The sequence below is a fragment of the Erythrobacter sp. A6_0 genome (assembly GCF_017744235.1).
Classification (GTDB): domain Bacteria; phylum Pseudomonadota; class Alphaproteobacteria; order Sphingomonadales; family Sphingomonadaceae; genus Qipengyuania.
Genome location: NZ_JAGHQR010000004.1, coordinates 207,815 through 220,091, shown reverse-complemented (window position 1 = coordinate 220,091; position 12,277 = coordinate 207,815). Strand labels below are relative to the sequence as shown.

Sequence of the window (12,277 nt, the reverse complement as noted above, 5' to 3'; positions counted from 1 at the left end):
CGGGGCGCAAGAGCGCCAGCCGGAACGGCAGAAGGGTCGGGACGATTTAATGGAAGACCTCGAAGCTATCAATCTCGCGGCGGACTGGGCGGATATCAGTCAGGGCCTGCGCAAGGATCTGGGCCACCAGCTGCACAGCCAGTGGATCAAGCCGATCCAAATCGGCGGGATCGACCGCGAAACCGGCACGCTCGACCTGTTCCTGCCCACCGAATTCTCGGCGAAATGGGTGCAGGACCGGTTTGCGGATCGCCTGTCTCTTGCGTGGAAGATCGCATCCGCCGAAGTTCGCAATGTCCGCATCAGCGTGCACCCCGGTCGCCGCAAGGTCGCCGATCTGCATCTGCATTCCGATGGGCGACGCGCCGCCAATGACGGTGCCGACACCGGCATGATGGCGATAGCCGCCGACACGATCGGCGATGCTGGTTTCACATCGCATGTCGGACTGGATGCTTCGCTCACTTTCGCAGCCTTCGTGACCGGCGAAGCGAACGTGCTGGCCTGTAACGCCGCCCAGCGCATGGCCGCACCCGAGCAGCCCCAGTTCAGCCCGCTCTATCTCAAGGCGGGCACCGGTCAGGGCAAGACGCATCTGCTGCACGCGATCGGCCACAGCTTTCTGAAATCCCATCCGCGCAGCCGGATATTCTATTGCAGCGCCGAACGCTTCATGGTCGAATTCGTCCAGGCGTTGAAACAGAACCAGATGATGGAATTCAAGGCGCGCCTGCGCAGCTTCGATCTCCTGCTGGTGGACGACATCCAGTTCATCATCGGCAAGGCTTCGGCGCAGGAAGAGCTGCTCTATACGATCGACGCGCTGCTGGCCGAAGGCAAACGCCTGGTCTTTGCCGCGGATCGCGCGCCCCAGGCGCTCGACGGCGTCGAGCCGCGGCTGCTTTCGCGCCTTTCGATGGGCCTTGTCGCGGACATCCAGCCCGCCGATATCGAATTGCGCAAGACGATCCTGGAATCGAAGCTGACCAAGTTCGCCCCGCTCGAAGTGCCGGGCGATGTGATCGATTTCCTCGCCCGCACCATTACGCGCAATGTCCGTGAGCTGGTCGGCGGGCTGAACAAGCTGATCGCCTATGCCCAGCTGACGGGACAGGAAGTCTCGCTCCAGCTGGCCGAAGAACAGCTCACCGATATCCTGTCGGCCAATCGCCGCCGGATAACGATCGACGAGATCCAGCGGACCGTCTGCCAGTTCTACCGCATCGACCGCAGCGAAATGAGCAGCAAGCGCCGTGCCCGCGCCGTAGTGCGCCCGCGCCAGGTGGCGATGTATCTGTCGAAGGTGCTCACGCCGCGCAGCTATCCCGAGATCGGCCGCAAATTCGGCGGGCGCGACCATTCGACCGTGATCCACGCCGTCCGCCTGATCGAGGATCTGCGTCAGCGCGATGCCGATATGGACGGAGACGTGCGCAGCCTGCTGCGCCAGCTGGAAAGCTGAGGGATTCGATCTTAGCGCTGACTCCGCGCCGGAAAATTGGGTTCCGGCGCGGCCTTCGAACGCCTAGGGCAGGCGCATGGCCCCCTCCCCACCATCTTACGACTTGCCGCACAGCTTCCTGGCCGCGATCCTGCGCGGCTTTCTCGGCAAATGTCCGCGGTGCGGTGAGGGCCGGCTGTTCCGCGCCTGGCTGAAGCCCAAGGATCATTGCCCGTGCTGCGCGCTCGACCTGCGTGAGCAGCGTTCCGACGATTTTCCCGCCTATGTCGCCATTTTCATCACCGGCCACGTCCTCGCGCCCATCCTGATCATGCTGGTGCTGGATTTCGAGCTTTCGATCCTCGCATTGACCATCATCGTTTTCGCCATGGCGATCGCGATGCTGATGGCGTTGATCCAGCCGTCCAAGGGCGCGGTGATCGCGCTGCAATGGTGGAACGGGATGCATGGATTCAAGCGCGAGCGAGCCCTTTCCGAAGACGGCGAACCATGACTCGCGGCCCCGCTTTGTCCGAAGCCCGCCTCGACCGCTTCGCGCGCCATATCGTCCTGCCCGAAATCGGCGGCGCGGGCCAGGTTGCGCTGGCGGGCAGGCATCTCGTTCTTATCGGGCTCGGCGGGATCGGTAGCCCCGCTCTCCAATATCTGGCGGCGGCGGGTATCGGTAAGCTCACTTTGGTAGACGACGACCGGGTCGAACTGTCCAATCTCCAGCGCCAGACGCTCTATACGACGCGCGATATCGGCCATGGCAAGGCAGTGATCGCCAAGCGCTGGATCACCGGCTTCGACCCCGACCTCGACGTGACGATCAGCGATCGCCGGATCGATGCCGCCAATGCCGAGGCTCTGGTCGAGGATGCCGATCTCGTGCTCGACGGGACGGACACCTTCGCTACTCGCCTCGCCGTGTCGGACGCCTGCGTGCGCGCGGGTGTGCCCTTGCTCGCCGCAGCGGTCGGCCGTTTTCAGGGCCAGGTGGGCGCTTTTGCCGGGCACCGCGAGGATCAGCCCTGCTACCGCTGCTTCGTGGGCGATGCGTTCGACGCGGACGATTGCGACACCTGCGCCGAAGACGGGATGCTGGGCGCGATGGCAGGCTGGACCGCGAGCTTCGCCGCGATGCAGGCAGTACGCGTCCTGCTCGACGGGGTCACCGATTTCGGCGGCGCCCAATGGGGGACGGTGCATCTGATGGACGGGATGGCCCCCGCCATGCGCAGTTTCCGCATTGCCAAGGATCCGGCCTGCAAGGGATGCGGATCGGAAGGATGACGATCGAGGCGCTGATTGCGCATTACGGCCTTTTCGCGATCTTCGCAGGGGCCGCCATCGAAGGGGAAACCGTGGTCGCGACAGGCGGCCTGATCGCGCATCGCGGCCTCATGTCCATGCCGCTCGTCATTCTGGCCGCAGCGTCCGGTTCGTTCCTCGCGGATCAGGGCTTCTTCCAGATCGGGCGGCGCTATCGCGATCATCCCCGCCTGCGCCGCTGGACCGCGCGCCCTGCGTTTCAGCGCGCGATGGGCCTGATCGAGCGACATCCGACCGGCTTCGTCTTCGCGTTCCGCTTCCTGTGGGGCCTGCGCACCGTCAGCCCCATCGCGCTCGGCACCAGCGCCATCGCCTGGCATCGCTTCGCCCTGCTGAACGCCATAGCTGCGGTGTTATGGGCATGGCTGGTGGCGACGGTCGGCTATGCGCTTGCGGCGACCCTTGCCGGGCTCGGAGCGCGGCTCGAACGTCTGCCGCATTATCTCATCGCGATTGCCGGCCTGGGAATCGTCTTCGCGGCGTTCGGCCTATGGCTGCGAAACCGACTGCGAAGGCGCGCGCCGCTTTAACCCGCAGCCAGCATCTCCTCCACCCACTGGGGCACCAGCACGCTCGCCGGGCCGTGTCGGGATTGGTCGAACCAGTGGGAGCCCTGGCTGGCTTCGAGATTGAGTTCGAGCGTTTTCACGCCGAGATCGCGCGCATTCCGGACGAAACCGGCGGCGGGATATACCGCGCCCGACGTGCCGATCGAGACGAACAGATCCGCTTCGCGCAGCGCGGCGAAAATGCGGTCCATCTCGTAAGGCATCTCGCCAAACCAGACGACATCGGGGCGCAGGGCCTTTTCGCCGCATGCGGGGCAGGCGGGCCGGTCGATCAGCGTGCCGCGCCATGGACTGCGTACATCGCAGGCAGTGCACCAGGCGTTGAGATGCGTGCCATGCATATGCAGGATGCGGTTCGCCCCGGCGCGTTCGTGCAGATCGTCGACATTCTGCGTGACGATCAACAGCTCGCCGCTCCATTCGCGGTCCAGCTTCGCCAGCGCCTGATGCGCCGGGTTCGGCTGCTTCGTCTGGATCGCTTCGCGGCGCATGTCGTAGAAGCGCAGCACCAGGTCGGGATCGCGTTCGAACGCTTCGGGCGTGGCGACATCCTCGACCCGGTGCTGCTCCCACAACCCGCCTTCCGCGCGGAAGGTGTCGATCCCGCTTTCCGCGCTCACACCCGCGCCTGTGAGAATGACGATATTGCGTATGTCGGATCGGTCGGCCATGCGGGCGTTCAAGCACAGGCGAGCGGGGAGTGGCAATGGCGCGGATCGGTATCATTGGGAGCGAAGGAGCGATGGGCGCGGCCCTGATCTCCGTCGTGGAGCGATCGGACCACGAGCTGTCGGGCGGGATCGATCGCGGTGGCGATCCGGCAGGGCTTGCCGACCGGTCGGACGTGCTGGTGGATTTCAGCGCGCCCCAGGCACTGGACGCCAATCTCCACGCGGCGATCGGGGCAGGCATTCCGCTGGTGATCGGCACTACGGGGCTGGAAGCGCGCCACCATCAGGCGATCGACAATGCCGCGCGCGCGGTGCCCGTGCTTCAGACGGGCAACACCTCGCTCGGCGTGACGCTGCTTGCCCATCTGGTGCGCGAGGCGGCTGAGCGTCTGGGGCCGGACTGGGATATCGAGATTCTGGAAATGCACCACCGTCGCAAGGTCGATGCACCCAGCGGCACCGCGCTTCTGTTGGGCGAGGCGGCAGCTGAGGGCCGCGAGATTACGCTGGCCGAGAATTCGGAACGGGGGAGAGACGGCCAGACCGGCGCGCGGGCGGAAGGCGCGATCGGCTTCGCCAGCCTGCGCGGCGGCACCGTGGCGGGCGAGCACAGCGTGATTCTGGCGGGCGAGGAAGAGCGCATCACTCTGTCCCACAGCGCCGAAAACCGCTCGATCTTCGCGCGCGGTGCCATCCGCGCGGCGGGCTGGCTGATCGGGCGCGAGCCGGGGCGGTACCGGATGGACGACGTCCTGGGCCTCTGACGCGCATGACCAAGGACCAGATCTTCGAATTCTTCCGCCGCTTGGCGGAAGACAATCCCGCGCCCGAGACCGAGCTCGAATACGGCAATGCCTACCAGCTCGTCGTGGCCGTGGCGCTCTCCGCGCAGGCGACCGATGTCGGCGTCAACAAGGCGACCCGCGCGCTGTTTCGCGAAGTCGAGACGCCACAGCAGATGCTCGACCTGGGGGAGGAGGGGCTGAAACAGCACATCAAGACCGTCGGCCTGTTCAATTCCAAGGCGAAGAACGTGATCGCGCTCTCGCAGCTTCTGGTCGACGAATATGGGGGCGAGGTGCCCGGCACGCGCGAGGATCTCGTCCGCCTGCCCGGCGTGGGGCGCAAGACCGCCAATGTCGTGCTCAATTGCTGGTTCGGGCAGGAGACTTTCGCGGTCGACACGCACATACTGCGCGTCGGCAACCGCACCGGCCTCGCCAAGGGCAAGACGCCGGAACAGGTCGAAGCCAAGCTGGAGAAGCGCGTGCCCCAGCCCTTCCGCCTGCATGCCCATCACTGGCTGATCTTGCACGGCCGCTATGTCTGCAAGGCACGCACGCCAGAATGCTGGCGCTGCCGGGTGGCGGATCTGTGCAGCTATCGGAAGAAGACTCCGGAACCTGCCCGCAAGGCGCCGGTTCGAAAGGAGTAGGCTTCAAACGGCGAAGCCGCCTTTCGAGGAGACGACCGATGCTCCGCTCCGTACTTTACTCCGGCTTCATCTCGGCAAGCCTCGCGCTGGTATCGGGCTGCGCCCCGCTCGGCACCAGCCGCACCTTTGTGAGCGATGCACGCCCCGCCGCTGCGGTGGGCAAGGCGCAGCGCTGCATAAACACCTCGCTGATCTCGCGCCAGACGGTTCAGGACGACCGCACGATCGATTTCCGGCTGGGCTCGACCATCTATCGCAACACGCTCCCCTCGCCCTGCCCGCGCCTGGGATCGCTGCGCTCGATCGCCTACGAGCCGCTGGCGGGTCAGTTATGCGCCAATCAGACGGTCCGCGTGATCGATCCGATCGACGGCGGCGCATCGCAGGGTGCAGTCTGCGGCCTGGGCGATTTCGTCCCGGTCGAATATGTCGATCGGACGAAAGACGCGATGGGCTCCTGATCCCTAAACGTCGTCCGCCGAAATCATCTCCGCGCGGTCCAGCTCTCCCGTCATGCTTGCCACCGTCACGGCCACCGCCGCGTCACCGCTGACATTCGTCGTGGTGCGCATCATGTCCATGATCCGGTCGATCCCCGCGACCAGAGCGATGGTTTCAAGCGGCACGCCGACCGCGCCGAACACCAGCACCATCATGATCAGGCCCGCACCCGGAATGCCCGCCGCGCCGATTGCGCCCAGCGTGCCGAGGATGGATATCAGGAAATAATCGTTCCAGGTCAGGTCCACGCCGAAGGCCTGTGCCCCGAAGATGGTGGCGAGGCCGAGATACATGGCCGTGCCGTTCATATTGATCGTCGCGCCCAGCGAGATCACGAAGGCGGCGACCGATTTCGACACGCCGAGATTTCGCTCCGCACAGCGCAGGGTCACCGGCAAGGTCGCATTGGAGCTGGCGGTCGAGTAGCTGACCGCGATCGCATCGGTGATCCCGCGGAAGAAATCGATCACCGGCAGCTTGGCCAGAAATTTGATCATCCCGGCATAGATCAGCCCGATTATCAGCAGACAGCCGAAATAGTTGAGCGCGACGAGGATACCGAGCGCCTGCAGCGCCTGCAGCCCCAGCGTACCCGCTACCCACGCCATCAGCGCGAACACGCCAAACGGGGTCAGTTCCATCACGATCATGGTGACCTTCTGCATCACCACCGATCCGCTTTCGAAGATGGCGAGGACGGGCTTGCCCTCTTCCTTCGCCATCAGAATGCCGATGCCGATCAAGAGCGAGAACACGATCAGCGGCAGGACATTCACGTCCGCCATCACCTGAACCGGGCTGTCGGGCACCACTTCCAGAATCATGTCGCGGAAACCGACCGCCTGTTCCTGCCGCGCCTGCGCGTTTTCGAGCGCGCCCTGATCGAGCGCCATCGTGCTGCCATCGATGCGCGAACCGGGGGTGAAGAAGCTGCCGATGGCAAGGCCCAGCCACACCGCCATCTGCCCGGTTACGACGAACAGCAACAGCGCGCGCCAGCCGACGCTGCCGAGCTTTCTCAAATCCCCGATACTGGCGACGCCCGCGACGAGGCTGAAGAAGATCAGCGGCACCACCAGCATCTTGATGAAGGCGATGAAGATATCGCCGATGATCTTGATGCTTTCCGCGCCTGGCCCCCAGACGAAGCCGACGATCACGCCGAGAACGAGCGCCGCGATGACGCGCTGCCACAGCGGAATGGCGAACCAGGTTTTCATGTTTTGGCTTCCCTACCCGTATTTCGCGCGAAGCTACGCAAAGCGAGGAGGGAAGGGAAGCGTGCTTGCAGGAATCCTCCCCGAAAGCGGGAAGGTCAGGCCAGGGCCGCTTTGACGATACGCGCGTAGATACGGGCCAAGACGTGCAGATCCTCGACCGCCACGGCCTCGTCGCGCTTGTGCATGGTCGCATTGACCAGCCCGAATTCGATCACCGGACATACGGCGCGCAGGAAGCGCGCATCGGACGTGCCCCCGGTGGTGGAAGGCTCGGGATCGACGCCGGTTTCCGCCTTTACTGCGTTGGCGATGATGGCGGAAAACTCGCCAGGCGGGGTCAGGAACGGCTCGCCGGAGACGATGGGCAGCGCGGTGCCGCCATGCTTTTTCGCGATGGCGACCACTTTGTCGGATAGCGAGGCGCCCGAATGGGTGTCGTTGAAGCGGATCGAAATGCGCGCCTTTGCCACGGCGGGGATGACATTGTGCGCGGTGTTACCGACTTCCAGATCGGTGATTTCGAGATTGGAGGGCTGGAACCAGTCGGTGCCTTCGTCGAGCACCAGCGCGTCCAGTTCGGCCAGCATGGCGACCAGCTTCGGGATGGGATTGTCGGCCAGATGCGGATAGGCGACGTGGCCCTGCGTCCCCTCGACCTCCAGCCAGATATTGACCGAGCCCCTGCGGCCGATCTTCATCATGTCGCCCAGGCGATTGACGCTGGTGGGTTCGCCGACGAGGCAGAGATCGGGCTGTTCGCCGTGCTCGCGCATCCAGTCGATCAGCGCGCGCGTTCCGTGCAGCGCGGGGCCTTCCTCGTCGCCGGTGATGATGAAGCTGACCGTCCCCGCATCCTCCGGCACATCCGCCACCGCCGCCGCCATGCAGGCGATCGCGCCCTTCATGTCGACCGCGCCGCGCCCGTAAAGCAGATCGCCTCTGATTTCCGGCTCGAACGCTCCGCTCGCCCAGCCCTCACCCGGAGGGACCACGTCGAGATGGCCTGCGAAAGCGAAATGTTTGGAGCCCGGCGGACCGCGGCGCACCGCGAAGAGGTTTTCGACCGGCGCCTCCGGCGATCCCGCCTCGCCATCGCCCCGCGTGAAACGCGTAACTGTAAAGCCGAGCGGAGCCAACATGTCTTCCATCGCGTCGAACACCGCGCCGGTGGCGGGGGTGACGCTGGGCGCGGCGATCAGCCGCTTGGCGAAGTCGAGAACATCGGTCATCCTTGGTGCGCTAGCAGGAGTGCGCGCCCATGCCCAAGCTCGATCTCGACGCCATCCCGAAAACCAATCTCACCGGCTATCCGACGCCTTTCGACGAGGACGTGGCGGGCCGCTGGTATCGCCGCCTCGCGCCCGTCGCAGGGCTGACCAAGCTGGGCGCGAGCCATGTGACGCTGGAGCCGGGCGCGTATTCGTCACAGCGGCACTGGCATCGCGGGCAGGACGAGCTGGTTGTGATGCTCGAAGGAGAAGCGGTGCTGATCGAGGATGCGGGCGAGACCTTTGTACGGGCCGGAGATGTCCTCGCCTGGCCTGCGGGCGTGGAAGACGGCCATCGGCTCCACAACCCCTCCGACGAGCCGTGCGTGTACGTGGCAATCAGCGGCGGGGACCGCGCGAAGGATTCGGGCGAATATTCCGATATCGATCTCGTATTCGATGCCGAGGGGTATGCCCGCAAGGACGGCACTCGGTACGACGCGGAACGTCCGGCCTAGCGTTCGTCCACCGCCAGCGGACCCGGCGCGAACGCGGCGTCGAGCGCTTCGGCAATCCTCAGCCCAGCCTGCAAAACTCTCCGCCGTGCGATCGGAATGGCGCGATCGATCGCCTGCTGGTCGAGCATGGTCCGCTCTGCCAGGTCGCCCGTGCATGGATCGCAGCCATAGGCGTTGGGATAGACGAAGTCGCGCGACAGCTGCCAGCTTTCGCGGCCCCAATCCGCCGGACCGCCGCCTGCCAGTTCCGCGCGTTCGGCGGCGGTGTAACGGCGCACCACCGGCGGATTGCCGCTGATCGCACGCTCCGCGAGCGGCCCATCCCAGATCCAGTGCAGGTTCAATTCCGGCACGATCCCGTAATCGACCACCCGGTCATTCCCCCCGCGATCGTCGAGATCGCCCGAATGGAGCGGCATGTGGATGTCGCCCGCGAAATGGACGAGGAAGGCGAGCGCTTCGAGGCGGACATTGGCGGGCAGGCTCTCATCGGCCAGCACGCGCTGGTTGCGCGTGACCTGCGCGCTGACGCAGGATCCGCCCGAACAATTCTTGCGGTCGCTGTATTCCTCGGTGATCGGTTCGGTCTGGTAGTGCCAGGGGAAGGTATAGGCCCAGCGCCAGCCTTCGCCGCGCAGGCAGTCGGGCCATACCGACGCGTCCTGGATGCTCGCCAGCGGGCAATCGGGCGTGCCGATCTGATCTTCGACCCGCATCAACCGCTCTATGGCGCGGCGCGTTTCGGGCTTCACATTCGCTTCGGCGATGTCGGCAGTGATGGTGTGGGCGTAGAACCCCCAAGCGGAGGCCGTCTGGGGCAGCGCCAGCGCGAAGGCGGCGGCGATAAGTGCGAACAGGCGCATCAGGCTTCTCCGGGCGCGGTTTCGTATTGTTCGATCACCCATTCCTCGTTCTCGGAGGCGGCGATCCAGCTCTGCATCCAGTCATGCTCCCACACCGCTTCCATATAGGTCGCGGCGAAACCGGGCACGCCGATGCCGTAGCTGATGAAGCGGCTGACCACGGGGGCATAGAACACGTCCGCCGCGCCGAACGTGCCGAACAGGAACGGCCCGCCATCGCCGAAGCGCGCCCGCGCCTCCGCCCACAGGCCGAGAATGCGCACGATGTCGTGCTTGCAGGCATCGGACAGATGAACGCCTTCGAAGCGCTTCCTGATATTCATCGCGCATTCGCTGCGCAGCGCATGGTAGCTCGAATGCATTTCGGCGACCATCGCGCGGGCCATGCCGCGCGCGGTATCGTCCTTGGGCCAGAACCGCTCGCGCCCGACCTTGTCCGCGCAATATTCGAGAATGGCGAGGCTGTCCCAAATGACGGTTTCGCCGTCCCACAGGATCGGCACCTTGCCCGACGAGGCCTGGAAGCCGTCCTGCTGCTTGGCGCTTTCCCACTGTTCGCCGAACATCGGCACGGTGATCTCCTCGAAGGAGAGGCCCGATTGCTTGACCGCGAGCCAGGCGCGCAGCGACCAGCTGGAATAGTTCTTGTTGCCGATAATCAGTTTCATGGGATGCCCCGTTTGCTTGGTCGCGCGGTAAAGGCTCGCCGGGACGCTGTCGAGGTGGATGCAGGCTCTAGGCGCATCGCTCGGCCAGCTGTATGAAAGCATCATGACACTGCGCCCCTTCCACCTCGCCTTCCCCGTCCGCGACCTGGCGGAGGCACGCGCCTTCTACGGCGACCTGCTCGGCTGCGCAGAGGGGAGAAGCTCCGACGAATGGGTCGATTTCGATTTCTTCGGCCATCAATTGGTAGCGCATACGGGCGGCGAGGCCGGAGACCGCGCAAGCAATTCCGTCGACGGCCACGACGTGCCTGTTCCGCATTTCGGCGTGTTGCTGGAGATGGACGACTGGCAGAAACTGGCGGACAGGCTGGTAGCAGCGGGCACGGTTTTCGCGATGGAGCCGACGATCCGCTTCAAGGGCCAGTCGGGCGAACAGGCCACCATGTTCTTCCGCGACCCCAGCGGCAACGCGCTTGAGTTCAAGGCGTTTGCCGACGATGCGATGATCTTCGCGAAGTAGCGCGGAAGCCGCGCGCCTGCGCACGGCACGCGGGCGAGCAGCTGCTTCGCCTCCCGCCTAAGCGGCTTCGCTTCTCGCCAGATGCGCTTCCTTGAAGCGCGTGGCACCGTTCACGAGCACCGAAACCGTCTGATCGACGCTGCGGAAACGCTGCTCCGTCCCATCCAGCGTGGCGACGAGTTTGCCGACGTCCCGATCCGCTCTCCGGCTCATGTCCCGCATGGAGGATGCCGTTGCCGCCGTTTCATCGATCGTACGCGTCACGGATCGCATTTTGGTCTTCTGGTCGGCTGTCTTGCTCCGAAGGGCCTGGGAAAGATCGTTGATACTGACGATCGCCGCTTCGATCGTATTGTTGGCGGCCAAGGCCTGCCCGACCATTTCCCGCATCTCGACGAGATCGGATTCTGTCTTTGCCGCAGCTTCGTCGATCTGCTGAGCGAGCGATTTGACCTCCTGGGCCACCACGGCGAAGCCGGTACCGGCGTTTCCGGCCAAGGCAGCCTCGATCCTTGCGTTGAGCGAGAGAAGGCGGCTTTTGTCGGCGAGCGAGCGAATGATACCGAGGACATCGTTGGCGCTGTCGACCCGCGTCACGCACGTGTCTGCTATGCTCTTTCCTGCCCGGGCGCTCTCGACGGCGATGCGGGTTTCCGACGCAACGCCGTCCAGATCGAAAACCAATTGCTCGAACAGCGCGCCGATCTCGCCGGTGATGGCCGATGCATCGTTCAGGGAGTTCGCCGATCGTTCCGAAGCCGTCGCCAGTTCGGTGATAGAGGCCGACGCTTCGCGTGCCGCCGACAGCCCCTGGCCATGCTGGCTGCGCGTGTCCTTCGACGCGTCGGCCACGGACGAAATCGTGGACTGGACCTGTTCGTGAAAAAGGTCGGCGTCGGTCTGGCGCGCTTCCATCATTCCGGCGAGCTGCCGCTCGATCGTGACGTCATCGTAAGTCAGGACGGCGCCGTTGCCGTGGGAAGGAAAATAGGAAATTCTGAGGATCATGCCATCGTCGAAATGATGGAATATCTCCTTGTCCTCGTCAGCCGATTTCCATGTCCGGTGATTTTCGTGGACATTGGCGATCCGCTCTTCGGACCAGCCGACCTTCCGGCCTATACAGGCCAGGAATTCTCCGAGGCTGCTCCCCTTACCGATCGAATTCGCGTCGCAACCGAACAGGGTGAGGGCCTTCGGACCGATCAGCTGGATGATCTCGGCTTCGTCCAGGATCACGACGCCGTTCCCAATATGGGCAAGTGCGCGGGCCCAGACTTCGTTCATGCTCATTCGCGTGTCTCTTCGATCGGTGAACCCGGCTTCGG

At 64.6% G+C, this 12,277-nt stretch carries 15 protein-coding genes; 9 read left to right on the top strand and 6 right to left on the bottom strand.

Going from position 1 to position 12,277, the window contains the following annotated elements; genetic code table 11:
* The first annotated feature begins 49 nt into the window (after positions 1-49).
* The 4 genes from dnaA (at position 50) to J7347_RS12270 (ending at position 3,306) form a co-directional block, all read left to right on the top strand.
* On the top strand, positions 50-1,462 hold the full coding sequence (dnaA, locus tag J7347_RS12285; protein ID WP_209162502.1) for a chromosomal replication initiator protein DnaA: 1,413 nt from the start codon (positions 50-52) through the stop codon (positions 1,460-1,462).
* Between the two features lie 76 nt (positions 1,463-1,538).
* A complete protein-coding gene (locus J7347_RS12280; RefSeq protein WP_067680932.1) occupies positions 1,539-1,955 on the top strand; it encodes a DUF983 domain-containing protein in 417 nt (138 codons plus the stop codon).
* On the top strand, positions 1,952-2,737 hold the full coding sequence (locus tag J7347_RS12275; RefSeq protein WP_209162349.1) for a HesA/MoeB/ThiF family protein: 786 nt from the start codon (positions 1,952-1,954) through the stop codon (positions 2,735-2,737). The genes J7347_RS12280 and J7347_RS12275 overlap by 4 nt, the downstream gene beginning before the upstream one ends.
* Positions 2,734-3,306, top strand: coding sequence for a DedA family protein (locus J7347_RS12270; RefSeq protein ID WP_209162348.1), 573 nt, complete (start codon positions 2,734-2,736; stop codon positions 3,304-3,306). Before J7347_RS12275 ends, J7347_RS12270 begins: the two co-directional genes overlap by 4 nt.
* On the opposite strand, the gene J7347_RS12265 is transcribed toward J7347_RS12270, so the two are convergent.
* Positions 3,303-4,016, bottom strand: a complete 714-nt coding sequence (locus J7347_RS12265; protein ID WP_209162347.1) for an NAD-dependent deacylase — start codon at positions 4,014-4,016, stop codon at positions 3,303-3,305. The two genes, J7347_RS12270 and J7347_RS12265, sit on opposite strands and share 4 nt — an antisense overlap.
* Before the next feature lie 35 nt (positions 4,017-4,051).
* Here J7347_RS12265 and dapB point away from each other — a divergent pair, with 35 nt between their 5' ends.
* From dapB to J7347_RS12250, 3 genes are read left to right on the top strand one after another with little or no spacing between them, the layout of a single operon-like run.
* Positions 4,052-4,780, top strand: a complete 729-nt coding sequence (dapB, locus tag J7347_RS12260; protein WP_067680941.1) for a 4-hydroxy-tetrahydrodipicolinate reductase — start codon at positions 4,052-4,054, stop codon at positions 4,778-4,780.
* A 5-nt stretch (positions 4,781-4,785) separates the two neighbouring features.
* Positions 4,786-5,451, top strand: a complete 666-nt coding sequence (nth, locus tag J7347_RS12255) for an endonuclease III (protein ID WP_209162346.1) — start codon at positions 4,786-4,788, stop codon at positions 5,449-5,451.
* 38 nt (positions 5,452-5,489) lie between these two features.
* Entirely contained in the window at positions 5,490-5,912 is a 423-nt protein-coding gene (locus J7347_RS12250; RefSeq protein WP_209162345.1) for a hypothetical protein, read from the top strand.
* Between the two features lie 3 nt (positions 5,913-5,915).
* Here J7347_RS12250 and J7347_RS12245 read toward each other — a convergent pair whose 3' ends face one another.
* Entirely contained in the window at positions 5,916-7,172 is a 1,257-nt protein-coding gene (locus J7347_RS12245; protein WP_209162344.1) for a dicarboxylate/amino acid:cation symporter, read from the bottom strand.
* Between the two features lie 95 nt (positions 7,173-7,267).
* Positions 7,268-8,401, bottom strand: a complete 1,134-nt coding sequence (gene dapE, locus J7347_RS12240) for a succinyl-diaminopimelate desuccinylase (RefSeq protein ID WP_209162343.1) — start codon at positions 8,399-8,401, stop codon at positions 7,268-7,270.
* Between the two features lie 29 nt (positions 8,402-8,430).
* Between dapE and J7347_RS12235 the strand changes: the two genes are divergently transcribed.
* Positions 8,431-8,898, top strand: a complete 468-nt coding sequence (locus tag J7347_RS12235) for a cupin domain-containing protein (RefSeq protein ID WP_209162342.1) — start codon at positions 8,431-8,433, stop codon at positions 8,896-8,898.
* Here J7347_RS12235 and J7347_RS12230 read toward each other — a convergent pair.
* Positions 8,895-9,761: a S1/P1 nuclease gene (locus tag J7347_RS12230; protein WP_209162341.1), complete on the bottom strand. Its 867-nt coding sequence runs from the start codon at positions 9,759-9,761 to the stop codon at positions 8,895-8,897. The genes J7347_RS12235 and J7347_RS12230 overlap by 4 nt on opposite strands.
* A complete protein-coding gene (locus tag J7347_RS12225; RefSeq protein ID WP_209162340.1) occupies positions 9,761-10,429 on the bottom strand; it encodes a glutathione S-transferase family protein in 669 nt (222 codons plus the stop codon). The genes J7347_RS12230 and J7347_RS12225 overlap by 1 nt, the downstream gene beginning before the upstream one ends.
* A gap of 103 nt (positions 10,430-10,532) precedes the next feature.
* Between J7347_RS12225 and J7347_RS12220 the strand changes: the two genes are divergently transcribed.
* Positions 10,533-10,949 (top strand): VOC family protein, encoded by a 417-nt coding sequence (locus J7347_RS12220; RefSeq protein WP_209162501.1) that lies wholly within the window; start codon positions 10,533-10,535, stop codon positions 10,947-10,949.
* A 57-nt stretch (positions 10,950-11,006) separates the two neighbouring features.
* Here the strand turns inward: J7347_RS12220 and J7347_RS12215 are convergent, their stop codons facing one another.
* Positions 11,007-12,242 (bottom strand): methyl-accepting chemotaxis protein, encoded by a 1,236-nt coding sequence (locus J7347_RS12215; protein WP_209162339.1) that lies wholly within the window; start codon positions 12,240-12,242, stop codon positions 11,007-11,009.
* Between the last annotated feature and the right edge of the window lie 35 nt (positions 12,243-12,277).